The sequence below is a fragment of the Streptomyces sp. NPDC029169 genome (genome assembly GCF_055563935.1).
Map to the genome: position 1 here is coordinate 242,808 of NZ_JBVHXA010000009.1, position 22,870 is coordinate 265,677.

At 71.5% G+C, this 22,870-nt stretch carries 24 protein-coding genes and 2 pseudogenes; 21 read left to right on the forward strand and 5 right to left on the reverse strand.

The features are described from left to right. Positions 1-107 precede the first annotated feature (107 nt). From ACZ4VI_RS19525 to ACZ4VI_RS19580, 12 genes and pseudogenes are all read left to right on the forward strand, one after another. The gene (locus ACZ4VI_RS19525) at positions 108-1,127 is read left to right on the forward strand and encodes a sugar ABC transporter substrate-binding protein (protein WP_468000673.1); all 1,020 of its coding nucleotides are present in this window, start codon (positions 108-110) and stop codon (positions 1,125-1,127) included. Next, entirely contained in the window at positions 1,124-2,179 is a 1,056-nt protein-coding gene (locus tag ACZ4VI_RS19530; RefSeq protein WP_468000675.1) for an ABC transporter permease, read from the forward strand. The genes ACZ4VI_RS19525 and ACZ4VI_RS19530 overlap by 4 nt, the downstream gene beginning before the upstream one ends. Further along, positions 2,176-2,964 (forward strand): ATP-binding cassette domain-containing protein, encoded by a 789-nt coding sequence (locus tag ACZ4VI_RS19535; RefSeq protein WP_468000677.1) that lies wholly within the window; start codon positions 2,176-2,178, stop codon positions 2,962-2,964. Before ACZ4VI_RS19530 ends, ACZ4VI_RS19535 begins: the two co-directional genes overlap by 4 nt. Before the next feature lie 36 nt (positions 2,965-3,000). Then, positions 3,001-4,170, forward strand: coding sequence for an ROK family glucokinase (locus ACZ4VI_RS19540; protein ID WP_468000678.1), 1,170 nt, complete (start codon positions 3,001-3,003; stop codon positions 4,168-4,170). Further along, positions 4,167-4,742 (forward strand): hypothetical protein, encoded by a 576-nt coding sequence (locus ACZ4VI_RS19545; protein WP_468000680.1) that lies wholly within the window; start codon positions 4,167-4,169, stop codon positions 4,740-4,742. The genes ACZ4VI_RS19540 and ACZ4VI_RS19545 overlap by 4 nt, the downstream gene beginning before the upstream one ends. A gap of 46 nt (positions 4,743-4,788) precedes the next feature. Further along, positions 4,789-5,304 (forward strand): HAD domain-containing protein, encoded by a 516-nt coding sequence (locus ACZ4VI_RS19550; protein WP_468000682.1) that lies wholly within the window; start codon positions 4,789-4,791, stop codon positions 5,302-5,304. Between the two features lie 96 nt (positions 5,305-5,400). After that, positions 5,401-6,654, forward strand: coding sequence for a bifunctional 3-oxoadipate enol-lactonase/4-carboxymuconolactone decarboxylase PcaDC (gene pcaDC, locus ACZ4VI_RS19555; RefSeq protein WP_468000683.1), 1,254 nt, complete (start codon positions 5,401-5,403; stop codon positions 6,652-6,654). Between the two features lie 39 nt (positions 6,655-6,693). Continuing rightward, complete coding sequence (locus tag ACZ4VI_RS19560) at positions 6,694-7,326, forward strand: MBL fold metallo-hydrolase (protein ID WP_468000685.1); 633 nt, start codon at positions 6,694-6,696, stop codon at positions 7,324-7,326. 54 nt (positions 7,327-7,380) lie between these two features. Continuing rightward, positions 7,381-8,160 (forward strand): exodeoxyribonuclease III, encoded by a 780-nt coding sequence (locus ACZ4VI_RS19565; protein ID WP_468000686.1) that lies wholly within the window; start codon positions 7,381-7,383, stop codon positions 8,158-8,160. Between the two features lie 81 nt (positions 8,161-8,241). Then, positions 8,242-8,679 (forward strand): DUF6278 family protein, encoded by a 438-nt coding sequence (locus ACZ4VI_RS19570; RefSeq protein ID WP_468000688.1) that lies wholly within the window; start codon positions 8,242-8,244, stop codon positions 8,677-8,679. A gap of 149 nt (positions 8,680-8,828) precedes the next feature. Next, positions 8,829-9,020 (forward strand): annotated as a pseudogene (locus tag ACZ4VI_RS19575) (ATP-binding cassette domain-containing protein); the annotation flags it as partial. A gap of 8 nt (positions 9,021-9,028) precedes the next feature. Beyond that, positions 9,029-9,331 (forward strand): annotated as a pseudogene (locus tag ACZ4VI_RS19580) (amino acid ABC transporter permease); the annotation flags it as partial. A gap of 52 nt (positions 9,332-9,383) precedes the next feature. On the opposite strand, the gene ACZ4VI_RS19585 reads toward ACZ4VI_RS19580, so the two are convergent. Continuing rightward, on the reverse strand, positions 9,384-10,931 hold the full coding sequence (locus ACZ4VI_RS19585) for an alpha/beta fold hydrolase (RefSeq protein WP_468000762.1): 1,548 nt from the start codon (positions 10,929-10,931) through the stop codon (positions 9,384-9,386). Between the two features lie 188 nt (positions 10,932-11,119). Between ACZ4VI_RS19585 and ACZ4VI_RS19590 the strand changes: the two genes are divergently transcribed. Next, on the forward strand, positions 11,120-12,355 hold the full coding sequence (locus tag ACZ4VI_RS19590) for a cytochrome P450 (RefSeq protein WP_468000690.1): 1,236 nt from the start codon (positions 11,120-11,122) through the stop codon (positions 12,353-12,355). Here the strand turns inward: ACZ4VI_RS19590 and ACZ4VI_RS19595 are convergent. Then, positions 12,327-13,058, reverse strand: coding sequence for a hypothetical protein (locus ACZ4VI_RS19595; protein ID WP_468000692.1), 732 nt, complete (start codon positions 13,056-13,058; stop codon positions 12,327-12,329). The two genes, ACZ4VI_RS19590 and ACZ4VI_RS19595, sit on opposite strands and share 29 nt — an antisense overlap. A 104-nt stretch (positions 13,059-13,162) precedes the next feature. On the opposite strand from ACZ4VI_RS19595, the gene ggt reads away from it, so the two are divergent. Further along, complete coding sequence (gene ggt / locus ACZ4VI_RS19600) at positions 13,163-14,968, forward strand: gamma-glutamyltransferase (RefSeq protein WP_468000694.1); 1,806 nt, start codon at positions 13,163-13,165, stop codon at positions 14,966-14,968. A gap of 10 nt (positions 14,969-14,978) precedes the next feature. On the opposite strand, the gene map is transcribed toward ggt, so the two are convergent. After that, complete coding sequence (gene map, locus ACZ4VI_RS19605; protein WP_468000695.1) at positions 14,979-15,749, reverse strand: type I methionyl aminopeptidase; 771 nt, start codon at positions 15,747-15,749, stop codon at positions 14,979-14,981. Positions 15,750-15,781: 32 nt separating this feature from the next. Between map and ACZ4VI_RS19610 the strand changes: the two genes are divergently transcribed. Continuing rightward, complete coding sequence (locus ACZ4VI_RS19610) at positions 15,782-16,033, forward strand: helix-turn-helix domain-containing protein (RefSeq protein ID WP_468000696.1); 252 nt, start codon at positions 15,782-15,784, stop codon at positions 16,031-16,033. Between the two features lie 59 nt (positions 16,034-16,092). Here the strand turns inward: ACZ4VI_RS19610 and ACZ4VI_RS19615 are convergent, their stop codons facing one another. After that, complete coding sequence (locus ACZ4VI_RS19615; protein ID WP_468000698.1) at positions 16,093-16,749, reverse strand: NAD(P)-dependent oxidoreductase; 657 nt, start codon at positions 16,747-16,749, stop codon at positions 16,093-16,095. A gap of 60 nt (positions 16,750-16,809) precedes the next feature. Between ACZ4VI_RS19615 and ACZ4VI_RS19620 the strand changes: the two genes are divergently transcribed. The 3 genes from ACZ4VI_RS19620 to ACZ4VI_RS19630 all read left to right on the forward strand — a co-directional run bounded on the left by ACZ4VI_RS19620 (position 16,810) and on the right by ACZ4VI_RS19630 (position 19,291). Next, positions 16,810-17,199 carry a winged helix-turn-helix transcriptional regulator gene (locus ACZ4VI_RS19620; protein WP_468000700.1) on the forward strand — a complete coding sequence of 130 codons (390 nt, stop codon included), beginning with the start codon at positions 16,810-16,812 and terminating at the stop codon, positions 17,197-17,199. A 10-nt stretch (positions 17,200-17,209) separates the two neighbouring features. After that, complete coding sequence (locus ACZ4VI_RS19625; protein WP_468000702.1) at positions 17,210-17,590, forward strand: PPOX class F420-dependent oxidoreductase; 381 nt, start codon at positions 17,210-17,212, stop codon at positions 17,588-17,590. Between the two features lie 90 nt (positions 17,591-17,680). Continuing rightward, the gene (locus ACZ4VI_RS19630) at positions 17,681-19,291 is read left to right on the forward strand and encodes a UL36 very large tegument protein (RefSeq protein WP_468000704.1); all 1,611 of its coding nucleotides are present in this window, start codon (positions 17,681-17,683) and stop codon (positions 19,289-19,291) included. 7 nt (positions 19,292-19,298) lie between these two features. Here ACZ4VI_RS19630 and ACZ4VI_RS19635 read toward each other — a convergent pair whose 3' ends face one another. Next, positions 19,299-19,907: a DUF2867 domain-containing protein gene (locus tag ACZ4VI_RS19635; RefSeq protein WP_468000705.1), complete on the reverse strand. Its 609-nt coding sequence runs from the start codon at positions 19,905-19,907 to the stop codon at positions 19,299-19,301. Positions 19,908-20,006: 99 nt separating this feature from the next. On the opposite strand from ACZ4VI_RS19635, the gene ACZ4VI_RS19640 reads away from it, so the two are divergent. The 3 genes from ACZ4VI_RS19640 to ACZ4VI_RS19650 all read left to right on the forward strand — a co-directional run bounded on the left by ACZ4VI_RS19640 (position 20,007) and on the right by ACZ4VI_RS19650 (position 22,860). After that, the gene (locus tag ACZ4VI_RS19640; protein ID WP_468000706.1) at positions 20,007-20,564 is read left to right on the forward strand and encodes a TetR/AcrR family transcriptional regulator; all 558 of its coding nucleotides are present in this window, start codon (positions 20,007-20,009) and stop codon (positions 20,562-20,564) included. A gap of 176 nt (positions 20,565-20,740) precedes the next feature. Continuing rightward, positions 20,741-21,583 (forward strand): nitrilase-related carbon-nitrogen hydrolase, encoded by an 843-nt coding sequence (locus ACZ4VI_RS19645; protein ID WP_468000708.1) that lies wholly within the window; start codon positions 20,741-20,743, stop codon positions 21,581-21,583. Then, positions 21,580-22,860, forward strand: a complete 1,281-nt coding sequence (locus tag ACZ4VI_RS19650) for an aspartate aminotransferase family protein (RefSeq protein WP_468000710.1) — start codon at positions 21,580-21,582, stop codon at positions 22,858-22,860. Before ACZ4VI_RS19645 ends, ACZ4VI_RS19650 begins: the two co-directional genes overlap by 4 nt. Positions 22,861-22,870 lie beyond the last annotated feature (10 nt).

Here is a 22,870-nt window from a genome sequence, read left to right on the forward strand (position 1 = left end):
GTCCCGTAGTCGTCCTGTAGTCGTACGTATGACCCACTGACGTTCGCCCGATCCCCATGACCGATACTGCAATGCACGCAGAAGGACACAAAGGAGGGCACGGCCTCGTGACCAGGCTTCGGACAGGAGGGGTACGCGCCGCAGTCGGCGCCGTGCTCGCGGTGGCGCTCACCGCCGCACTCGCGGGGTGCAGCAGCACCGGCGGGAAGCGCGCGGAGGACGCCCGCAAGGCGGCCGCGGCCCAGGGGAAGGCGGCCGTGAACACCCCCAAGTGGACCTTCGCGATGGTGACCCACTCCGGTGACGGCGACACCTTCTGGGACATCGTCCAGAACGGCGCCGAGCAGGCCGCCGTCAAGGACAACATCAACTTCCTCTACGCCCACAGCGACGAGGCGCAGCAGCAGGCCCAGCTCATCGACTCGTACATCGCGAAGAACGTCGACGGACTCATCGTCACCCTCGCCAAGCCCGACGCGATGAAGACGGCCGTCGAGAAGGCGGTCAAGGCCGGCATCCCGGTGATCACCGTCAACTCCGGCTCCGAGCAGTCCAAGGCCTTCGGTGCGCTCACCCACATCGGCCAGGACGAGACCGTCGCGGGCGAGGCCGTCGGCGAGGAACTCGACAAGCGCGGGAAGAAGAAGGCCCTGTGCGTCCTGCACGAGCAGGGCAACGTCGGCCACGAGCAGCGCTGCGCGGGCGCGAAGAGCACCTTCGGCGGCGACCTGCAGAACCTGTACGTCGACGGCACCAACATGCCCGACGTCCAGGCGTCCATCGAGGCCAAGCTCCAGTCCGACCCCGCCATCGACTCCGTCGTCACCCTCGGCGCGCCCTTCGCGGACGCAGCCGTGCAGGCGAAGAAGACCGCGGGCTCCGACGCCGAGATCGACACCTTCGACCTCAACGCCAAGGTCGCCACCGCGCTCTCCGCGGGCACCCTCGGCTTCGCCGTGGACCAGCAGCCCTACCTCCAGGGCTACGAGGCCGTCGACCTGCTCTGGCTGTACAAGTACAACGCCGACGTCCTCGGCGGCGGCAAGCCGGTCCTCACCGGCCCTCAGATCATCACCAAGGACGACGCCACCGCGCTGAAGGGCTACGCGGAGCGGGGCACCCGATGAGCGCGACCGCCCCGTCCGGCCTCGACCTCGATCACGTCGACGAGCGGCTGCTGCGCACGTCCCCGCTGAAGAAGCTTCTGGCCCGGCCCGAGCTCGGCTCCCTCGTGGGCGCCGCCGCGGTCTTCCTCTTCTTCTCGATCGTCGCCGACGGCTTTCTGCGCGCCTCCAGCCTGGGCACGGTCCTCTATGCGGCCTCCACCATCGGCGTCATGGCGGTGCCCGTCGCGCTGCTGATGATCGGCGGCGAGTTCGACCTCTCGGCCGGTGTCCTCGTCACCACCTCGGCGCTGATCTCGTCGATGTTCAGCTACCAGATGACCGCCAACGTCTGGGTCGGCGTCGGCGTCTCGCTGCTCGTCACCCTCGCCATCGGCGTCTTCAACGGCTTCATGCTGACCCGCACGAAACTGCCGAGCTTCATCATCACCCTCGGCACGTTCCTGATGCTGACGGGCCTGAACCTCGGCTTCACCAAGCTGATCAGCGGCACGGTCTCCACGAAGTCGATCGCCGACATGGAGGGCTTCTCCTCGGCGAAGAAGCTGTTCGCCTCGCAGCTGACCATCGGCGGCGTCGACCTCAAGGTCACCATCCTGTGGTGGACCGGCCTGGTCGCGGTCGCCACCTGGATCCTGCTCCGGACCCGCTTCGGCAACTGGATCTTCGCCGTCGGCGGCGGCGCCGACGCGGCCCGCGCGGTCGGCGTCCCGGTCTTCCGGACCAAGATCGGCCTCTACATGGGTGTGGCCTTCTGCGCCTGGATCTCCGGCCAGCACCTCCTCTTCTCCTTCGACGTCGTCCAGTCGGGGGAGGGGGTCGGCAACGAGCTGATCTACATCATCGCGGCCGTCATCGGCGGCTGTCTGATCACCGGCGGCTACGGCTCCGCCATCGGCGGGGCGGTCGGCGCCTTCATCTTCGGCATGACCGGCAAGGGCATCGTGTACGCGGAGTGGAACCCGGACTGGTTCACGTTCTTCCTGGGGGCGATGCTCCTGCTGGCGACCCTGCTGAACGCCTGGATCCGCCGGCGAGTGGAGGCAACCACATGACCGTCCAGGCGTTGATCGAGCTCGAAGACGTCAGCAAGTACTACGGCAACGTCCGCGCCCTCGAAGGGGTCTCCCTGGAGGTGCACGCGGGCGAGATCACGTGCGTCCTCGGCGACAACGGCGCCGGAAAGTCCACCCTCATCAAGATCATCGCGGGTCTGCACCAGCACGACGCCGGCACCTTCCGCATCGAGGGTGAGGACGTCGTGCTCGCCAGCCCGCGTGAGGCCCTGGACCTCGGCATCGCCACCGTCTACCAGGACCTGGCCGTCGTCCCCCTGATGCCCGTCTGGCGGAACTTCTTCCTCGGCTCCGAGCCCACCAGGGGCACCGGACCCTTCAAGCGCCTCGACGTCGAGCTGATGCGCGAGACCACCCGCACCGAGCTGCTGCGGATGGGGATCGACCTGCGCGATGTCGACCAGCCCATCGGCACCCTCTCCGGCGGTGAGCGCCAGTGCGTGGCCATCGCCCGCGCGGTGTACTTCGGCGCCAAGGTGCTGGTCCTGGACGAGCCGACGGCCGCCCTCGGCGTCAAGCAGTCCGGAGTGGTCCTGAAGTATGTGGCCGCGGCCCGTGACCAGGGCCTCGGCGTGGTCCTCATCACCCACAACCCGCACCACGCCTATCTCGTCGGCGACCGTTTCGTCCTGCTCAAGCGCGGAGTCATGGCGGGCAGCCACACCAAGGGCTCGGTCACCCTGGACGAGTTGACCCGGCAGATGGCGGGCGGCAGCGAGCTGGAGGACCTCCGCCACGAGCTGGAACGCCCCTCCCTGTCGTAACGGCCCCCTCACACCGCACCTGGCAGAATCGAGCCGATGAGTACCTACCGCGACCTCACTCACCGCGGCGCCACCCGGGCCACGGTGCTGCGGACCGTCGGCACCCGCGAGCGGCGCTCCCACCTGACCGCGCCCCGGGTGCCCACCGTCGGCATCGACATCGGCGGTACGAAGGTCATGGCCGGGGTCGTCGACGCGGACGGGAACATCCTGGAGAAGGTCCGCACCGAGACACCGGACAAGTCCAAGAGCCCCAAGGTCGTCGAGGACACCATCGTCGAACTGGTCCTGGACCTCTCCGACCGGCACGACGTGCACGCCGTCGGCATCGGAGCGGCCGGCTGGGTCGACGCCGAGCGGGCCACCGTGCTCTTCGCCCCGCACCTGGCCTGGCGCAACGAGCCGCTCCGCGACGCCCTCCAGTCCCGGCTCGCCGTCCCCGTCATGGTCGACAACGACGCCAACACCGCCGCATGGGCCGAGTGGCGCTTCGGCGCCGGACGCGGCGAGGACCACCTCGTCATGATCACGCTCGGCACCGGCATCGGCGGGGCGATCCTGGAGGGCGGGCAGGTCAAGCGCGGCAGGTACGGGGTGGCCGGCGAGTTCGGCCATATGCAGGTCGTGCCCGGCGGGCACCGCTGCCCCTGCGGCAACCGCGGCTGCTGGGAGCAGTACAGCTCCGGCAACGCCCTGGTCCGCGAGGCCCGGGAACTGGCCGCCGCCGACTCCCCGGTCGCGTACAACATCATCGATCGCGTCAAGGGCAGCATCCCGGACATCACCGGACCGCTCATCACCGAGCTGGCCCGCGAGGGCGACGCCATGTGCGTCGAGCTCCTGGAGGACATCGGCCAGTGGCTCGGCGTCGGCATCGCCAACCTCGCCGCGGCCCTCGACCCCTCCTGCTTCGTCATCGGCGGGGGCGTCAGCGCCGCCGACGACCTGCTGATCGGCCCGGCCCGGGACGCCTTCCGGCGTCATCTGACCGGCCGCGGCTACCGTCCCGAGGCCCGGATCACCAAGGCCCAGCTCGGCCCCGAGGCCGGCATGGTCGGCGCCGCCGACCTCGCCCGGCTCGTCGCGCGCCGCTTCCGCCGCGCCAACCGCCGCCGTGTCGAGCGCTACGAACGGTACGAGCGGTACGCCCAGGCCCTGCGGGGCGGCGGCACCGAAGCCCGCACCACCCAGGACCCGGATTCATGACCGTACCCACCCAGACCGCCGCTCCCGAGCAGGAGACCAAGCTGCCGGAGGACCGGCGCCACATGATCCGCCGCCGCTGGCTGACGGCGATCATCATCGTGCTGCTCGTCGGCATCCCCGCCGGGTATCTGGTGATCTCCGCCGGACAGAGCCGCGACAGCGGCCGCGACAAGGAGCGCGAGTCCTCGGCGACCGGCCTCGTCGACAACTGGCCCTCGCTGATGAAGCGCCGAGTCTTCGAGGTCCCGATCCCCCAGGGCAGCACGGGCGTCGCCTACTACGAGACGAGCAACTGGAAGACGAGCCGCCTGTACGTCCAGTTCACGACCAGCGCGGGCGGGCTCGACGCCTTCCTGAACGAGATCGGTTCCAGCCGCTCGGAGCTGGTCCCCGGCGAGGTCACGGTCAGCGAACGCGACGCCGACATCGTCGGCTGGCACTTCCCGCCGAACCAGGCCTGGTCAAGCACCACGGTCACCCGCCCCAAGCCCCGCCCCAGCGAGGACATCACCATCGACCTCACCGACCCGTCGTCCCCGAAGGTATACGTGGTCTCCACCACGACCCCGTGACGAAGCGGCCCTCGGCCCGCCGCGCGGAGAGCCGTAGGCTGCTCCCATGTCCGGCTCCGCGGAACGTCCCCTGCTTTTCCTCGATGTCGACGGCCCGCTGATCCCCTTCGGCGCGTCGACGCGATACCCGACGTTCGCGACAGGCCGTGAGCCGCTCCCGGCGGATGCGAACCCGCTCCTGACCAGGATCGACCCCGAGCATGGGCAGCGGCTGACAGCGCTCCAGTGCGAGGTGGTCTGGGCCACGACGTGGATGGACGAGGCGAACGAGTGCGTCGCGCCCCGCCTCGGTCTGCCGCAGCTGGCCGTCGTCCCCTGGCCGGAGCCGTCCGACCTCGATGACCAGGACGTGCGCGAGGGACTGCACTGGAAGTCGCGCGCCCTCGTGGAATGGGCGGCGGGGCGCGCGTTCGCCTGGGTGGACGACGAGATCACCGACACCGACCGGGACTGGGTCGCCGCCCACCACCGGGGACACGCCCTGCTCCACCGAGTCGACCCCCGCGTCGGGCTGACGGACGGCGACTACGCGGCGCTCGAGGCGTGGTTGCGGCGGGGGTGAGGGGCTCGCGCGGCCGCTCGTCTCGTGGGTGTCACGCACCCCCGTCCCAGGCGGCATGGGGTGGTGTGCGAGCGTGAGCGGGTGAATGAGAAGAACGTGGAAACCCTGCAATACCGCCTTGACGGGCGGGACGACGCCCCGGTCCTGGTGCTGGGTCCCTCGCTCGGTACGACCTTGCACATGTGGGACCGGCAGATACCCGAGCTCACCCATCAGTGGCGGGTCGTCCGGTTCGACCTGCCCGGGCACGGCGGGGCTCCCGCTCGGCCCTTCACCTCCGTCGCCGAGCTCGGGGACCGGCTGCTCGCCACCCTCGACGAGCTGGGCGTCCAGCGCTTCGGCTACGCGGGGTGCTCCATCGGCGGCGCCGTCGGCCTCGACCTCGCCCTCCGGGCGCCCCACCGGGTCGCCTCGCTCGCCCTGGTCGCCGCCTCGCCCCGGTTCGGCAGCGCCGACGAGTTCCGTCAGCGCGGAGTGATCGTCCGGACGAACGGACTCGAACCCATGGCCCGTACGGCGCCCGAGCAGTGGTTCACCCCCTCCTTCCGCGCCGCGCAGCCCGCGATCGTCGAGTGGGCCGTGCAGATGGTCCGCACCACCGACCCCGGTTGCTACATCGGCGCCTGCGAGGCGCTCGCCGTCTTCGACGTCCGTGAGTCCCTCGGCCGGATCGGCGTCCCCGCCCTCGTCCTCGTCGGCTCCGAGGACCAGGTCACCGGCCCCGCCGAGGCCCGCACCCTGGTCGCCGGGATCGCCGACGCCCCGCTCGCCGTCGTCCCCGGCGCCTCCCACCTGGCCCCCGTCGAGCAGCCGGCCGCCGTCACCGAGCTGCTCACGAACCACTTCGCCGGGATCGTGCACGACACCCAGAGCGCCCTGCCCGCCCCGCCGATGCCGCCCGTCTCCGCCCCGGTCGTGCCCGTCGCCGAGATCGCGCCCGCCGAACCGGCCGCCGAGGCCGCAGGGGCGCTGCGCCCGGACCCGTACGAGCAGGGCGACAAGCTCCGCCGCGAGATCCTCGGCGACGCCCATGTGGACCAAGCGTTGACCGACGAGTTCGGCGCCGACCTCCAGGCCCTCGTGACCCGCTACGCCTGGGGCGAGGTGTGGAGCCGGGAGGGCCTCGACCGCCGCACCCGCAGCTGCGTGACCCTCACCGCCCTGATCGCCGGCGGCCATCTGGACGCGCTCGGCGACCACACCCGGGCCGCACTGCGCAACGGTCTTACGCCCGCCGAGCTCCGCGAGGTCGTCCTCCAGACCGCCGTCTACTGCGGGCTGCCCGCCGCCGAGAGCGCCCTGCGCGTCGTCGGCAGGGCGATCAAGGAGGAGACCACGCCCCAGGCGTAGGCTGAGCTGGTCCGGCGCCCGTCGTGAGGTGGAGTCCCCGTGAAGCTGACGAAGAAGTCGCACGCCTGCATCCGTCTGGAGAAGGACGGGCGGACGCTCGTCATCGACCCGGGCATGTTCAGCGAGGAGGACTCCGCCGTCGGCGCGGACGCCGTGCTCGTCACCCACGAACATCCGGACCACTTCGACGAGGACCGGCTGCGTGCCGGCCTGGAGTCCAACCCGGCGGCCGAGATCTGGACGCTGCGGAGCGTCGCGGAGAAGCTCTCGGCCGCCTTCCCCGGCCGCGTCCACACCGTCGGCCACGGCGACACCTTCACCGCGGCCGGCTTCGACGTCCAGGTCCACGGCGAGCTGCACGCGGTGATCCACCCGGACATCCCCCGGATCACCAACGTCGGCTTCCTGATCGACGGCGCGGTCTTCCACCCGGGCGACGCGCTGACCGTCCCCGAGCACCCGGTGGACACGCTGATGCTTCCCGTGATGGCCCCCTGGAACAAGATCTCCGAGGTCATCGAGTACGTACGCGAGGTCAAGCCGCGCCGGGCCATCGACATCCACGACGCCCTGCTCACCGACCTCGCCCGGCCGATCTACGACAACCAGATCGGCGCGCTCGGCGGCGCGGACCACGGCCGGCTGACCCCGGGCGAATCCACGGTGCTGTGACCCCGAGGGCCGGACGCACGCCGACTGTCACACCCCGCCGTTAGGCTTGCGCTCATGCGCATCGCCACCTGGAACGTCAATTCGATCACCGCCCGCCTGCCCCGACTCCTGGCCTGGCTGGAGAGCAGCGGCACGGACGTGCTGTGCCTCCAGGAGACCAAGTGCACCGCCGAGCAGTTCCCCACCGACGAGCTGCGCGAGCTGGGGTACGAGTCGGTGGTCAACGCCACCGGCCGGTGGAACGGCGTGGCGCTGGTCTCCAAGGTCGGTCTGGAGGACGTGGTCACGGGCCTGCCCGGCGGACCCGCGTACGAGGACGTGCAGGAGCCCCGGGCCATCTCCGCGACCTGCGGACCGGTCCGCGTCTGGTCGGTGTACGTGCCGAACGGCCGCGAGGTCGCCCACGAGCACTACGCGTACAAGCTCCGCTGGCTGGAGGCGCTCAAGGCGGCCGTCGCCGAGGACGCGGCGGGGGACCGGCCCTTCGCCGTCCTCGGCGACTACAACATCGCGCCGACCGACGACGACGTCTGGGACCGGTCCGTCTTCGAGGGCCAGACGCACGTCACCGACCCCGAGCGGGCCGCGCTGGCCGGTCTGCGCGAGGCGGGCCTGGCGGACGTGGTCCCGCGCCCGCTCAAGTACGACCAACCCTTCACGTACTGGGACTACCGCCAGCTCTGCTTCCCGAAGAACCGGGGCATGCGCATCGACCTGGTGTACGGCAACAAGCCGTTCGCCGAGGCGGTCAAGGACAGCTACGTCGACCGCGAGGAGCGCAAGGGCAAGGGCGCGTCCGACCACGCCCCGGTCGTCGTCGACCTGGACGTCTAGCCCTCCGCCTGGCCTCTGGGCCGTGGACGATCTCCGCGCGCCGGGTGGTGCCACGGGAGGGTGAAATGCGACGCTGTTCGGATGAACATCCCGTTCCTGGACAGCTGGCGCAAGCGGCACGAGGCCGATCGTTCCCCCCTGGCCGCGGCGTTCGACCGTGACCCAGAAGGGGTGGGGGAACTGCTCGCCGAGTGCGAGCTGCTGCGCGCCAGGGTCCAGGACCGCGGGGTGACGCTGGACGACAGCCCGCACTCGCTCTCCGCCCTCGACCAGCTGCCGCCGCGCTGGCGCGACGATCCGGAGGAACTGCCCTGGATCGGCAACGACGCCGGGCTCTATCTGGGCACGGTCATCGTGCGGAACGTGCCGGGCGCGAGCTGGCAGGTGTGGCCCGGAGGGCAGCCGGTGGTGCGGCTGGCCTCGGGCCGGGAGATCAACGTGGTCGAGGCCGGGCTCGACTGGGCCATGAGCGGATCGCCCGAGCTCTCCCAGGTGTACGGAGAGGCCGCCGAGTTCTGAGCCCGTGACTCCGTGGCCCCTGCGCCGAGACACCCCTTTGCAGTAAATACGGATAATGCCGATTTCATGCGTGTCGAGCGTGAAGTCCCTTTTTGTGGTGGATAGTTTGCGCTGACCTCGACACAGCTGCGAAGGGGGCAGGGGAGCGTATGACGGTCGTCGATCCGTTGATCGAGCTGCGTGATGTCAACAAGCACTACGGCACGTTGCACGTCCTTCAGGGCATCAGTCTCACCGTCGGCCGCGGAGAGGTGGTCGTGGTCATCGGCCCCTCGGGCTCGGGCAAGTCGACGCTCTGCCGGGCCATGAACCGGCTGGAGGCCGTCGAGTCGGGCGAGATCTGTTCGCGGTCCTCGCGCTCGGCTGCTACACCTCGGCCTTCATCTGCGAGGCGCTGCGGGCCGGCATCACCACCGTGCCGCGCGGCCAGGGAGAGGCCTCCCGGAGCCTCGGCATGACCTTCGGCCAGACCCTCCAGGCCGTCGTCCTGGTCATCTCGCCGATCTACATCGGGATGTGTGTCCTGCTCTCCTGGTTCGCCACCTGGGTGGCCAGGAAGGAGCGGCGCAGTCCCAAGACACAGGCCGTGGACGTCGCTCCGGCCGAACCAGGGACGCTGCTGCCGGGTGGGGGTCCCCCTACGGGGCCGTAGCGGCCGCGCAGCAGCGGGCAAGGAGCCAAGCCCGCCCGGCAGCAGCCGGTGATCACTCCGCCCGCAACGGGACCGACACGTACGAGGGGTCGGCCGCCGGGGAGGAGAAGGTCAGCTGTGCGCCGGTCGGGTTGTGCTCGATGTAGAGCGGGTCGACGGTGTCGACGACCAGGGCGAGACGGTGGCCCGCCGGCACGTCGTAGGCCGTGGAGAACAGCTCCAGGTCGACGGCGAACGGTGTGCCGGGCGTCTGGCCGTGGAAGGTGTACGGGGCATTGCTGACCAGCTTGCCGAGGCCGAGCGGGCCCACGTCGTAGAGGTACGCGACGAGGGTACCGCTCTCCTTGGTGGAGGTGACCGTGGTGTGCAGCTTCGCCGTGCCGCGCACCTTCTGGGGCGTGTCGTACCGCTCGGACTGCCACACGCCGGCGAAGGAGCGGGGGAGGAGGGGGATCGAGGCGACGGGCGGCGTCTGGAGGAACTGGTCGAGGAGGTTGGAGAGCATCACGATGCCGCCGTTGGCGCCGGAGTCGATGTTCGCCCAGATCCGCTGAGAGCCGCCGAGGGCGATCTTGCGCTCGTTCGCGCCGACGGACTTCCAGTCCGGGTAGCCCTCGTAGCCGCCGTTCGAGCGGGGCTTGAGCTGGACGGGCTGCTCGCGGTCGATGCCGTTGTCGACGCCCTTGAGGTGGTGGTCGAACCAGCGGTGGGCGCTGGTCCAGGTGTCGTTGGGCAGGCCGAGCAGGCCGGTGGCCTCGGCGGTGGCGTGGTCGCCGGGGCGGAACTCCAGGCGCTTGGGGCCCTTGAGCTTCTCGTAGAAGGAGGCGTACTGGTTGGGCGGGAAGATCGTGTCGCCCCAGGCGTTGCCGAGCATGATCGCGGCGCCGTTGGCGTTGATCCGGTCCAGGTAGGTGGCCGCGGAGCGCTTCCTGCCCCACTCGATCATCTCCCCCTCCTTGGCGAGGTTGGAGGAGAGGAAGTCGCCCAGGATCTGCTGGAGTTCGGGTCCGGGGCGGCCGGTGAGATAGCCGGCTCCGCCGAGCAGGGCGGCGGCCTGGAGGTGCTGGGTGCGGCCGCTGTAGATGGACTCGATGAGGTCGGCCCAGCCGCTCAGGGCCGCGACGGCCTTGATCCGCTTGTCGTGGGCGGCGGCGAGGAGGCTGATCCCGGCGCCGTAACTCACACCCGCCATACCGACCTTGGCCGGATCGGCCGGGGTGTTCGCGAGGGTCCAGTCGATGACCCTGGACGCGTCGGCGATGTCCTTCGGTCCGGCGGTCTCGATCTGGCCGCCGGACTGCCAGAAGCCGCGCGAGTTGTAACTCACCACGACGTACCCGGAGTCGGCGAGCTTCTGGGCCTGGGCGAGGTACTCGATCTGGGGCATGGCCCAGCTGGTGGGGAGCACGATCACGGGGTAGCGGGCCGAGCTGTCGGCGCCAGCGGGGGTGACGACATTGGCCTTGAGGACGGTGCCGCCGTCGCCGGCGATGTCGACGAAGCGGACGGTCGTGCCGGACTCCGCGGCGTGGGCGGCGGGGGCGAGCCCGAGGGCCGTCCCGGCCACCAGGGCGGCCGAGACGGCGAAGGCGAGAGGCATACGCACGGGTCATTCCTCACTCGTGTCACTGGTGGGGACAGTGCAAAGTGACCCGACGGTAACCGGCGCGACTTACCTAAGGTAACCGGCCGGTAAGTTACGCATGGGTAACGATTGTTGAACGCGAGATCAAGACGGGTGATATCGCGCATCTGGAATTCCGGCGGACGGCGGACCAGGCTGAGGGCGTGGAGAACAGCAGCGAGGTGCCCGATGTCTTCGACCCGCGGATCTACGCCGACGGGATTCCGCACGAGGCCTTCCGGGTCCTGCGCGAGCGGTGGCCCGTCGTGCGGCAGGAGGAGTACGACGTGCTCGGCTGGCCCGCCGGGACCGGGTTCTGGGCGGTGACGCGGCACGCCGACGTCGTGCGGGTGCTCAAGGACTCGGCCGACTACTCCTCGTACCTCGGCGCCACACAGATCCGTGATCCGGACCCGGCCGATCTGCCGTTCATCCGGCGGATGATGCTCAATCAGGATCCTCCGCACCACGGCCGGTTGCGGCGGCTCGTCAGCCGTGCCTTCACGCCCGGGCGGATCGAGCGGTTCGCGGAGACCGCGCGGGCGCGGGCCCGTGAGCTGCTCACGGCCGCCCTCCGAGCCGGGCCCGAGACCGACCTCGTCCGCGCCGTCACCGACGACTACGCGCTGCTCAACCTGACCGACCTGCTCGGTGTGCCCGCGAGCGACCGGGGGCTGCTCCTCGGCTGGACCGAGCGGGTCATCGCCTACCAGGACCCCGACGAGCCGCCCGTCCTCGACGAGCGGGGGCGGCCCGTCAATCCGCGGTCACCCGCGATGCTCGCGGAGATGTTCGGCTACGCCCAGGAGCTCGCCGCGTACAAGCGGAAGAACCCCGCCGACGACATCATGACCACGCTCGCCGGCTCCGAACTCCTCCCGGCCGAGCTGGAGATGTTCTTCTTCCTGCTGACCGTCGCCGGCAACGACACCGTCCGCAGCGCCGCCCCCGGAGGCCTGCTCGCCCTCGCGGAGCATCCCGGCGAACGGCGGCGGCTCTGGAGCGGCGAGACCGGCGTCGACCGCGCCGTCGAGGAGCTTCTGCGCCGGCACCCGCCCGTGCTCTCGTTCCGGCGCACCGCCGCCCGCGACACCGTACTGGCGGGACAGCCCATCGCCGCAGGTGACAAGGTCGTCGTCTTCCACGCCTCCGCCAACCACGACGAACGCGTCTTCACCGACCCTCAGCGCCTCGACCTGAGCCGCGACCCCAACCCGCACGTCTCCTTCGGGGAAGGCCCGCACGTCTGCCTCGGCGCGCACTTCGCCCGGCTCCAGCTCCGCGTCCTGCACGAGGAGGTACGCGACACCCTGAAGGACCTCGAACTCGCCGCCCCGCCCCGGCGGCTCGTCTCCAACTTCATCAACGGCGTCAAGTCGCTGCCGGTTCGGATGCGGTAGCCGTCCGCGCCGCCCGCGTGACATCGGCGACCAGCTCCGCGACATCGGGGCCGTACGCATCCGAGTTGACGACCTTGAGAAGGAGGACGAAGGGGCCCGAGCCGTACTTCCGCGCCAACTTCTCGTGGTGCCGGGCCAGATAGCGGGCCGCGGACTGGTTGGACACCGCCGCCTGACCGCAGAAGAGGAAGACCGGCCGTCCGCCGTCGCCCCCGATGAGACGCGCGAGGATCACGTACTCGGCCACGCCGTTCACGAGCCGGTACACCTCGCCGCCGACGGTGAACATTCCCCGGTCCGCGACCGGTTCCGACTCCACGTTCACCGTCAGACCGGGCAGGAGGGACGACAGGTGGGCGGCCATCCGCCGATTCGAGTACGGCCCGCCGACACAGAACTCCGCGCGGTCCCCCAGGCCCTGCCGGGCCTCGTCGTGCTGGACTATCTCCGGCCGCGCCCCGCAGTCCTTGATCAGCGCCGAGAGTTCGAGGAGTGCGGAGACGTCGACGTTGTGCACCGCCCGCTCGCTGCCCGCCTTGCGGTTCACCACGAGCAGGCACTCGGAGCCGTCGCGCAGCCCGAAGAACGCCTGCTTGCGCCGGAGTCGGCGGCGCCACAGATACGTCCGGGCCAGCCAGCCCAGCGAGCCGCTGACCCCAGTCGCGAGCACCCCCAGCACGACATTGCGCAGGTCTTCATTCATGGGCGCGCATGCTATCGGCGGAACGGCCCTCTGTTCGAGGCGGTCCTGACGGGAAGGGCGGGAGGAAGTTACGCTGCGCGGACGGTCGTTGACTGGAGGTAGGGATGCGTCGTTCCGTGCTGCGGAATGGGTCGGTTCTCGTCGTCGCCGCGACATGGCTCTCGGTGGGGGCCGCGGCTCCTCCGGGTCCGGTGTCGCACGAGCCCCCGGTCAAGACACCCGTCGCCGTCGGGTACGGCGGAGCCGTCGCCAGCGTCGACGCCGATGCCTCCGCCGCCGGTATCGAGGTGCTCCGCAAGGGTGGCAACGCCGTCGACGCGGCGGTCGCCGTGGCCGCGGCCCTCGGCGTCACCGAGCCCTACTCCGCGGGCATCGGCGGAGGCGGCTACTTCGTCCACTACGACGCCACGTCCCGTACCGTACGAACGATCGACGGCCGCGAGACCGCGCCCGCGTCCGCGGACGCGAACCTCTTCGTGGAGAACGGCAAGCCCATTCCCTTCGAGGAGGGCATGACCAGCGGCCGCGGCGTCGGCACGCCCGGCACCCCCGCGACCTGGGAGGCCGCGCTCGACGCCTGGGGCAGCAAGCCGCTGCGTACCCTTCTCCAACCGGCCGCCCGCCTCGCCCGCGACGGCTTCACCGTCGACGCCACCTTCCGCGCCCAGACGGCCGCCAACGAGGCCCGCTTCCGGGACTTCCCGGCATCCTCCGAGCTCTTCCTGCCCGGCGGCCAACTCCCCGTGGTGGGCTCGACGTTCAAGAACCCCGACCTGGCGCGTACGTACGAGAAGCTGGGCCGGGAGGGCGTCGGCGCGCTCTACCGGGGGCCGCTGGCCCAGGACATCGTGAACACCGTACGGAAGCCTCCGGTACGGGAGGGGGCCACGCGCGTCGTCCGCTCCGGCGATCTGACGGAGCGTGACCTCGCCGCGTACGAGACGCTGAACAGGCGGCCCACGAAGGTCTCCTACCGAGGCCTCGACGTCTACGGCATGGCCCCCTCCTCCTCCGGCGGTACGAGCGTCGGCGAGGCGCTCAACATCCTGGAGCGCACCGACCTCTCCAGCGCCTCGCGCGCCGCCTATCTGCACCGCTTCATCGAGGCGAGCCGCATCGCCTTCGCCGACCGGGGCCGCTGGGTCGGCGACCCGGCCTTCGAGGACGTGCCGGTACGGGAACTGCTCTCGCAGCGGTACGCCGACTCCCGGGAGTGCCTCATCCGCGACGACGCCGTGCTCACCAGCCCGCTCGCGCCCGGCGACCCGCGCGACCCGGCGGCCTGCGCGAGTACGGGGACGGCCGCGCCGACGACGTACGAGGGCGAGAACACCACGCACCTCACGGTGGCCGACCGGTGGGGCAACGTGGTCGCGTACACGCTGACGATCGAGTCGACGGGCGGCAGCGGGATCACGGTCCCGGGCCGCGGCTTCCTGCTCAACAACGAGCTCACCGACTTCTCCTTCGCCCCGGCGAACCCGGCCGTCCACGACCCGAACCTCCCCGGGCCGGGCAAGCGCCCCCGCTCCTCGATGTCCCCGACGATCGTGCTCGACGGGCACGGGCGTCCGGTGCTCGCGCTCGGTTCCCCGGGCGGATCGACCATCATCACGACCGTGCTCCAGACGCTGACCGGCGTCGTGGACAGGGACCTACCGCTCGTCGACGCGATCGCGGCGCCCCGGGCGAGCCAGCGCAACCAGACGACGACGGAGCTGGAACCGGGCCTGTGGAACAGCCCGTTGCGCGCCGAACTGGAAGCCATCGGCCATGGCTTCCGGCAGAACCCGGAGATCGGCGCCGCGACCGGCGTCCAGCGGCTGCCGGACGGCCGGTGGGTCGCCGCGGCGGAGACCGTGCGGCGCGGCGGCGGCTCGGCGATGGTGGTACGTCCTGCGGGGCGGTGAGGTGCCGTAGCTACAGGGCCGTGAGGATGCGGGGGCCGTCGTCCGTGATGGCCACCGTGTGCTCGGTGTGGGCGGCGCGCGAGCCGTCGATCGTACGGATCGTCCAGCCGTCCCGCGCCGTGTAGTGGCCGTCCCCGCCGCCGCCGCCGATCAGCATCGGCTCGATCGCGAGGACCATGCCGTGCCGCAGCGGCATGCCCCGGCCCGGGCGTCCCTCGTTGGGGACGCCCGGGTCCTCGTGCATGGCGCGGCCGATGCCGTGGCCTCCGAAGCCGTCCACGATGCCGTATCCGGCGGCCCGGCAGACCGTGCCGATCGCGTGCGCGATGTCCCCGATCCGGTTGCCGACGATGGCCGCGCCGATGCCCGCCTCAAGCGCGGCGTACGCCGTGTCGATCAGCCGCGTGTCCTCCGGGCGCGCCCGGCCCACGGTGAAGCTGACGGCCGAGTCGCCGGCCCAGCCGCCGAGGATCGCGCCGCAGTCGACGGAGACCAGGTCCCCGTCGGCGAGGCGGGTGTCGTCCGGAATGCCGTGCACGATCGCGTCGTTCACCGAGACGCACACGACCGCGGGGAACGGCACGGGCGCCCACTCGGGGCGGTAGCCCAGGAACGGCGAGCCCGCGCCGGCCGCCGCGAGGACCTCCCGGGCCGCCCGGTCCAGCTCCTTCGCCGTGACTCCGGGCGCCGCCTTCTTCCGTACGGCCGCCAGCGCCTCGGCGACCACGCGTCCCGCGTCGCGCATGGCCCGCAGGTTCTCGTCCGTCTTGATCTCCACCATGCCAATTACTGTACCGGTATTAGAATGGCGTCATGGTGCGCACACCCCTGACCCCCGAAGAGCGCGAACGCGGCGAACGGCTCGGCCGTCTCCTGCGCGAGGCGCGCGGAGACCGCTCGATGGTCGCGATCGCCGCGGCCGCCGGACTCTCGGCGGAGACCCTCCGCAAGATCGAGACCGGCCGGGCCCCGACCCCCGCCTTCTTCACCGTCGCGGCGCTGGCGGGGGTCCTGGGCCTCTCGATGGACGAACTGGTCACGCGGTGCGCGCCGGCGCCGGTCTGACGCCGTCTCAGACCGGGCGGCGAGCCGGCGGTGCGCCCTGGTGTCAGTCTGACGCTGTCTCAGACCGAGACGGCGAGCTGGACGCGGCTGTGGCGCGGCAGATCGATCTCGTCGACGATCGCCTGTGCGAGGTCCGCGTGCGCGATCCGGCCCGGCCCGTCGAGCACCGTGCCCACCGCCGTCCGGTAGCCGCCGGTCGCCTCCGCCTCGCCGTTCAGGTCCAGGGGCGGAACGACCATCAGCCAGTCAAGGTCCGGGCCCGCCTCGGCCGTGAGCAGCTCGAACTCCGCCACGTGCCCCTGGGCGAACGCCCGCCACGCGGCCGGGAATTCGGGCGCGTCCATCAGCCGTACCCCGGGCGAGGTCTCCAGCGTCGTCGCGATCCCCAGGGTCAGCAGCCGTCGTACGCCCGCCTCGCCGAGACCGGCGAGCAGGGCCTTCGCCGCTGCCGTGAAGTGCTCCTCCGAGGGCACGTCCAGGCGAACCGAGGCGTTGACCGCCGCGTCGTGGCCCACCGCGAGCGCGGCCACCGACTCCGGATCCGTGACGTCGCCCCGTACGAGAGTGGCCGAATCCCCTTCCAGGTCACGGTACTTCGACGGGTCACGGACCACGGCGGTCACCCGGTGGCCGCGAGCCGCCGCCTCCGCGACCACGGCGCGGCCGACCCGTCCGCCCGCGCCGAAAACGATGATGTTCTTCGTGTGTTCGCTCATGGCGGGACCGTACGACGGGGGTGCCTGGTTACCGCAAAGGTACTGCGCTAGCGTCGTCGCATGACCGAGCGCACAGCCGAGCACGAGCCCCTCGCCCCCGACCTGTTCGACGACCCCGCGTGCGCCGATCATGCGCAGCCCTTCCGCGTGGGCGACAAGTGGACCGGGGTGGTGCTCCGCTGTCTGGAGGACGGCCGGCCGCGCCGCTTCTCCGAGCTGCGCGTCCCGCTCCACTGGATCACCCCCAAGGTGCTCACCGAGACCCTGCGCTCCATGGAGCGCAACGGCTTCGTCACGCGGACCGTCCACGACGAGAACCCGCCGCGCGTCGAGTACGCGCTGACCCCCCTCGGCCGCTCGCTCATCGGGCCGCTCGACGCCGCCTGCGACTGGGCCAGCGCCCATGTCCCGGAGGTGACCGAGGCCCGGGCGGCCTACGAGCGCGGCTAGTCTCGGCGGCATGATTCCCGAGGAGCTGCGGCGCGGCCGCTACGTCAGTCTCACGACCTTCCGCCGGAACGGCACGGGCGTGGCGACCCCCGTCTGGTACGTGGTGGAGGGCGGTGAGCTGTACGCCTGGACGCGTACCGACTCCTGGAAGGTCAAGCGGCTGCGGAACGACCCGCGCACCGTGGTCGCGGTCTGTGACCTGCGCGGGAACGTCCTGGAGGGCGCGGCGCGTCTGGAGGGCGTCGGCCGGCTCCTGGAGGGCGAGGAGCTGCGGCGCGTACGGAAGCTGCTCGCGCGCAAGTACACCTGGCAGTTCTGGATCGTCGACTGGCCCGCCATGGTCGCCCGTCTCGGCAAGCGGCCGCACACGGGGATTGCGGTCAGCTTCTGAAAACAGTCTGTAGCCGTCCCGTAACACGACTGGGGTCGAATACCTCCGGACCGGAAGGTTCCAGTCGAGTGCGCGGGCGGTGCGGACGGTATGACGGTGTATCAACTCCCGGCGGAGGTGGGCGCGTTCGCGTATTACCTCAGAGAGCTGGCGGCACGTCTGGTGCCGGGTGAGGGCTGGTACGGGGTCTTCGCGAGCCGTGACCCCGAGGGGCTGCGGGCCTGCTTCGACGGTACGGACATCCTGCCGTGGGACGTCGTCGAGTCGCTGCTCCAGGACCTCGGCGAGTCGCCCCTCGGGCCCCAGGCCGCCCGTGCCAGGGCCCTGCACGGCGCGGCCGCCGCGGCCCACGACCGGCGGCCGGGCGGGGCGGAGGGGCTGCGGGCGCGCCTGGAGGCGATGGAACGGGAGCGGCGGTACGCCGAGACCCGCGCCCATGAGCTCGGCGCCCGGCTGCGGGACGCCCCCGGCGCCCCGGACGCCGACCGCCTCGGCGGCGAACTGGCCTGGACCCAGGACGACCACGCACGGGCGACCGCCCGCATCGCGGAGCTGACGACGCGACTCGCGGCGCTGGGCGGCGAGCGCGGACCGGCGCGGGCGCCGGCACCAGGTCATGCGCCGGATCACGCGCCAGGTCATGCGCCGGATCACGCGCCGGGTCAGGGATCGGGTCACGCACCCGGTCAGGCATCGGGTCACGCACCAGGTCATGCGCCCGTCCTCGCGCCGGACTCCGCGTCGGAGGCTACCCGCCCGCCCGGCTCCGCCGGGGCGTGGGCCTCCGCGCCGGGATACGCGCCGAGTCCGGCGCCGGACTCCGCGTCGGCGCCTACCCGCCCGCGCGGCCCCGCCGGGGCGTGGGCCTCCGCGCCGGGTCACGCATCGAGTCCGGCGCCGGACTCCGCCTCGGCGGTCGCCCGTCCGGCCGGCCCCGTCGCCGCCCCCTCGCCCGCGCCCAAGTCCGCGTCCCGGCGGAAGCCCCGCGGCGCCCGTTACGCCTGGCTCGACGACGACGGGGACGGCGGGGAGGTCCAGGAGGCCGTCCCCGTACCCGTGGCCGTCCCTGACCTGCCGGTGGGCGGGGCGGCTCCTCGTGGGGCGCGGTTCGGGGGAGCCGCGCCGGCGCCCGCTCCCGCTCCCCGTACCGTCCCGCCGGAGGTCGCCGCGGAGGCGGCCCGCGCGGCGGGGAACGCGGTCTACGCGCTCCAGCGGCTGCGCGCCCAGGGCCGGAGCGGCGAGGCGCACGCGCTGCTCTGCGAGGCCGTCGCCGGACCGCCCGCCTGGCTCCCTGCCCTCGCCGCGGAGCTGCACCGCGTGGGCCTCGGTGCCGACTGGTCCACGCTCCTGTGGGAGGCCGCGTCCCTGCCGCCCGGTCGCCTCGCCGCCGTCGCCGGGGTACTCGCCGACGCGGGCCGGCCCGAGGACTGCGAGCAACTGCTGCGGCAGGGCGTCGCCCGTCCGGTCGGCGAACTGGCCGGTGCGTGCGCCGCGCTGCACGCCGAGGGGCACCACCGCGAGGCCCACGCCCTGCTGACGGCCTTCGTCCGGGTCCGTACCCCCGAGGACGCCGCCCAGCTCGCCGCCGCCGACCCGCAGGGCCTGATCCCCCAACTCCGTACCGCCGCCCGAGCGGTGTCCCCGGCCCGCGAGCGTGACCTGGTGCACGCCCTGCGCGTCGCGGGCCTGGCGGGCGCCTGAGGCGCGGTCAGCTCACGCCGCGCCCGTCCGTACGGGCCTGCCACTTGCGCCCGATCCCCCTGAGGAGCGCGGGGTACACGCCCAGGTACCGGAACGGCTTGATGAACGCCATGTACGCGGCTCCGAGCAGGCCGTTGGACTTCACGAGGACCGCCATCTGGCCGCGGTAGCCGCCGGAGCCGTCCGGGACCCAGCCGATGTGCATCAGCCCGTGCACGGTCCGGTTGCCCATCTCGGCCACCCACTCGTCGTGCGTCTGGTAGACGGACGTGAAGGGGAACGACCGGAGGTCGGGCCCGCGCAGTCCGTCGCGGAGGTCGGCGGGGAGCCGTTCGCGCAGGGAGGGCACCCGGGCGCCGACGCCGGAGCCTTCCTTGTCGAGGCCGAGCAGCCTCCCGAGCTTCCAGCGGAGCGCGAAGAGCAGGCGCCCGACCGGGGAGTCGATCGGCCCGTCGCTCCCGCCTTCGTCCTCGCTCGCGAACTGCTCGATGAGCCGCGCGAGGTCGTCAGGACCGCCGGGGGTCGGGAGCGCCCACACGTCCTCGACGCGGAAGTCGGGGGCGATCTCGTGGATCCGCCAGGGGCGGGAGGTGTGTGCGGTGCGGGGAAGTCTCATGTCGCCAGGCCCCTCATCTATACGATGCCGTATAGAAGAAGGCTAGCACCCGTCTATACGGCACCGTATAGATCCAGGGGGCGTGAGGGGAGACACATCATGGGCGTGACCCGCACGCCGCGCGGCAAGTGGATCGAGGAGGGGCTGCGCGCGCTCGCCGCCGGCGGCCCGGAGGCCGTCCGGATCGAGCTCCTCGCCCAGGCGCTCGGCGTCAGCAAGGGCGGCTTCTACGGGTACTTCCGCAACCGGGACGCCCTCCTTGCCGAGATGCTCGACACCTGGGAGCGCGAGGTCACCGAGGCGGTGATCGAGCGGGTCGAGAGTGGCGGGGGAGACGGAAGGGCCAAGCTGGAGCGGCTGTTCGCGCTCGTCGATGCCCTCGATGGCCCGGTGACCGGCGTCCCGGTCGACCTCGCGATCCGCGACTGGGCCCGCCGGGACGAGTCCGTCGCGGAACGGCTCCGGCGCACCGACAACCGGCGGATGGACTATCTGCGCTCGCTGTTCCGCGACTTCTGCGAGGACGAGGGCGAAGTGGAGGTCCGCTGCATGCTGACGTTCTCGGTCCGTATCGGCACCCACTTCATCGCCGCCGACCACCCCGGCCGCACCCGCCCGCAGGTGATGGCCCTGACGAGCGAGTGGCTTCTGCGCTAGCCGTGCGAACGTGTCGGTGCGTGTCCGACATGGACCAGTCGGGTATGAAACATGATCGACTCAGGCGGTTCACGGCGGCGGTCTTGCTCCGGGGTGTGACGGGGCTTACGTTCTCCTCCTACGCACCGCGTCTACGTGCGTAGAGGCTCTCTGACGCCGTGCCGAAGGAGCAGCTCATGACCGACGTCGTACGCGCCGCACTCGTCCAGGCGACCTGGACCGGCGACACCGAATCCATGATCGCCAAGCATGAGGAGCACGCCCGCGAGGCGGCCCGGCAGGGTGCCAAGGTCATCGGGTTCCAGGAGGTCTTCAACGCCCCCTACTTCTGCCAGGTGCAGGAGCCCGAGCACTACCGCTGGGCCGAGCCCGTCCCGGACGGACCGACCGTCACGAGGATGCGCGCGCTGGCCCGCGAGACCGGCATGGTGATCGTCGTCCCCGTCTTCGAGATCGAGGGCTCCGGCTTCTACTACAACACCGCCGCCGTCATCGACGCCGACGGCTCCTACCTCGGCAAGTACCGCAAGCACCACATCCCCCAGGTCAAGGGCTTCTGGGAGAAGTACTACTTCCGTCCCGGCAACGCCGGCTGGCCGGTCTTCGACACGGCCGTCGGCAAGGTCGGCGTCTACATCTGCTACGACCGCCACTTCCCCGAGGGCTGGCGCCAACTCGGGCTCAACGGAGCCCAGTTGGTGTACAACCCGTCCGCCACCTCGCGCGGCCTCTCCTCCTACCTCTGGCAGCTGGAACAGCCCGCGGCCGCCGTCGCCAACGAGTACTTCGTCGCCGCGATCAACCGCGTCGGACAGGAGGAGTACGGCGACAACGACTTCTACGGCACGAGCTACTTCGTCGACCCCCGGGGCCAGTTCGTCGGCGACGTCGCCTCCGACAAGGAGGAGGAACTCATCGTCCGGGACCTCGACTTCCGCCTCATCGACGAGGTCCGGCAGCAGTGGGCCTTCTACCGCGACCGCCGCCCCGACGCCTACGACGGGCTGGTGCAGCCGTGACGAGCCTCTACGACCGCCACCGCGCCGTCATCCCCGACTGGGTCGCCCTCTTCTACAAGGACCCCATCGAGCTCACCCACGGCGAGGGCCGCCACGTCTGGGACGCCGACGGCAACCAGTACCTCGACTTCTTCGGCGGCATCCTCACCACCATGACCGCCCACGCGGTGCCCGAGGTCACCAAGGCCGTCGCCGAGCAGGCCGGCCGGATCATCCACTCCTCCACGCTGTACCTCAACCGCCCCATGGTGGAGCTCGCGGAACGGATCGCCACCCTCTCCGGCATCCCCGACGCCCGCGTCTTCTTCACCACCTCCGGCACCGAGGCCAACGACACGGCCCTGCTGCTCGCCACCGCGTACCGACGCTCCAACCAGATCCTGGCGATGCGCAACAGCTACCACGGCCGCTCCTTCTCCACCGTCGGCATCACCGGCAACCGCGCCTGGTCCCCGACGAGCCTCTCCCCGCTCCAGACCCTGTACGTGCACGGCGCCGTCCGCACCCGCGGGCCCTACGCCCAGTACACCGACGAGCGCTTCATCGAGGCCTGTGTCGCCGACCTCGAAGACCTGCTCGGCCACACCCGGGACGTCGCCGCGCTGATCGCCGAACCCATCCAGGGCGTGGGCGGCTTCACCTCCCCGCCCGACGGGCTCTACGCCGCCTTCCGTCGCGTCCTCGACCGGCACGGCATCCTCTGGATCTCCGACGAGGTGCAGACCGGCTGGGGCCGCACCGGCGACCACTTCTGGGGCTGGCAGGCGCACGACCAGGCGGGTCCGCCCGACATCCTCACCTTCGCCAAGGGCATCGCCAACGGCATGTCCGTCGGCGGAGTCGTCGCCCGCGCCGAGATCATGAACTGTCTCGACGCCAACTCCATCTCCACCTTCGGCGGTTCGCCGATCACCATGGCCGCGGGCCTCGCCAACCTCGGATACCTCCTCGAACACGACCTCCAGGGCAACGCCCGGCGCGTCGGCGGCCTGCTGATCGAGCGGCTGCGGGCCGCCGGTGCCGGCGTCGAGGCGGTACGGGAGGTCCGCGGCCGGGGCCTGATGATCGGCATCGAGCTCACCCGGCCCGGCACCGACGAGGCCGACCCGGCCGCGGCCTCGGCCGTCCTGGAGGCCGCCCGCGAGAACGGGCTGCTCATCGGCAAGGGCGGCGGCCACAACACCAGCTCGCTGCGGATCGCCCCTCCGCTCTCGCTCACGGTCGCCGAGGCCGAGGAGGGGGCGGCCATCCTCGAACAGGCCCTCCGTTCCCTGTAGTTCACCGTCT

Excerpts from the sequence above, each read along its gene's own strand:
- ACZ4VI_RS19530 (WP_468000675.1), top strand. The coding sequence starts at position 1,124 with ATGAGCGCGACCGCCCCGTCCGGCCTCGACCTCGATCACGTCGACGAG.
- ACZ4VI_RS19535 (WP_468000677.1), top strand. The coding sequence starts at position 2,176 with ATGACCGTCCAGGCGTTGATCGAGCTCGAAGACGTCAGCAAGTACTAC.
- ACZ4VI_RS19540 (WP_468000678.1), top strand. The coding sequence starts at position 3,001 with ATGAGTACCTACCGCGACCTCACTCACCGCGGCGCCACCCGGGCCACG.
- ACZ4VI_RS19545 (WP_468000680.1), top strand. The coding sequence starts at position 4,167 with ATGACCGTACCCACCCAGACCGCCGCTCCCGAGCAGGAGACCAAGCTG.
- ACZ4VI_RS19550 (WP_468000682.1), top strand. The coding sequence starts at position 4,789 with ATGTCCGGCTCCGCGGAACGTCCCCTGCTTTTCCTCGATGTCGACGGC.
- ACZ4VI_RS19565 (WP_468000686.1), top strand. The coding sequence starts at position 7,381 with ATGCGCATCGCCACCTGGAACGTCAATTCGATCACCGCCCGCCTGCCC.
- ACZ4VI_RS19570 (WP_468000688.1), top strand. The coding sequence starts at position 8,242 with ATGAACATCCCGTTCCTGGACAGCTGGCGCAAGCGGCACGAGGCCGAT.
- ACZ4VI_RS19585 (WP_468000762.1), bottom strand. The coding sequence starts at position 10,931 with ATGCCTCTCGCCTTCGCCGTCTCGGCCGCCCTGGTGGCCGGGACGGCC.
- ACZ4VI_RS19595 (WP_468000692.1), bottom strand. The coding sequence starts at position 13,058 with ATGAATGAAGACCTGCGCAATGTCGTGCTGGGGGTGCTCGCGACTGGG.
- ggt (WP_468000694.1), top strand. The coding sequence starts at position 13,163 with ATGCGTCGTTCCGTGCTGCGGAATGGGTCGGTTCTCGTCGTCGCCGCG.
- map (WP_468000695.1), bottom strand. The coding sequence starts at position 15,749 with ATGGTGGAGATCAAGACGGACGAGAACCTGCGGGCCATGCGCGACGCG.
- ACZ4VI_RS19610 (WP_468000696.1), top strand. The coding sequence starts at position 15,782 with ATGGTGCGCACACCCCTGACCCCCGAAGAGCGCGAACGCGGCGAACGG.
- ACZ4VI_RS19615 (WP_468000698.1), bottom strand. The coding sequence starts at position 16,749 with ATGAGCGAACACACGAAGAACATCATCGTTTTCGGCGCGGGCGGACGG.
- ACZ4VI_RS19620 (WP_468000700.1), top strand. The coding sequence starts at position 16,810 with ATGACCGAGCGCACAGCCGAGCACGAGCCCCTCGCCCCCGACCTGTTC.
- ACZ4VI_RS19625 (WP_468000702.1), top strand. The coding sequence starts at position 17,210 with ATGATTCCCGAGGAGCTGCGGCGCGGCCGCTACGTCAGTCTCACGACC.
- ACZ4VI_RS19630 (WP_468000704.1), top strand. The coding sequence starts at position 17,681 with ATGACGGTGTATCAACTCCCGGCGGAGGTGGGCGCGTTCGCGTATTAC.
- ACZ4VI_RS19635 (WP_468000705.1), bottom strand. The coding sequence starts at position 19,907 with ATGAGACTTCCCCGCACCGCACACACCTCCCGCCCCTGGCGGATCCAC.
- ACZ4VI_RS19640 (WP_468000706.1), top strand. The coding sequence starts at position 20,007 with ATGGGCGTGACCCGCACGCCGCGCGGCAAGTGGATCGAGGAGGGGCTG.
- ACZ4VI_RS19645 (WP_468000708.1), top strand. The coding sequence starts at position 20,741 with ATGACCGACGTCGTACGCGCCGCACTCGTCCAGGCGACCTGGACCGGC.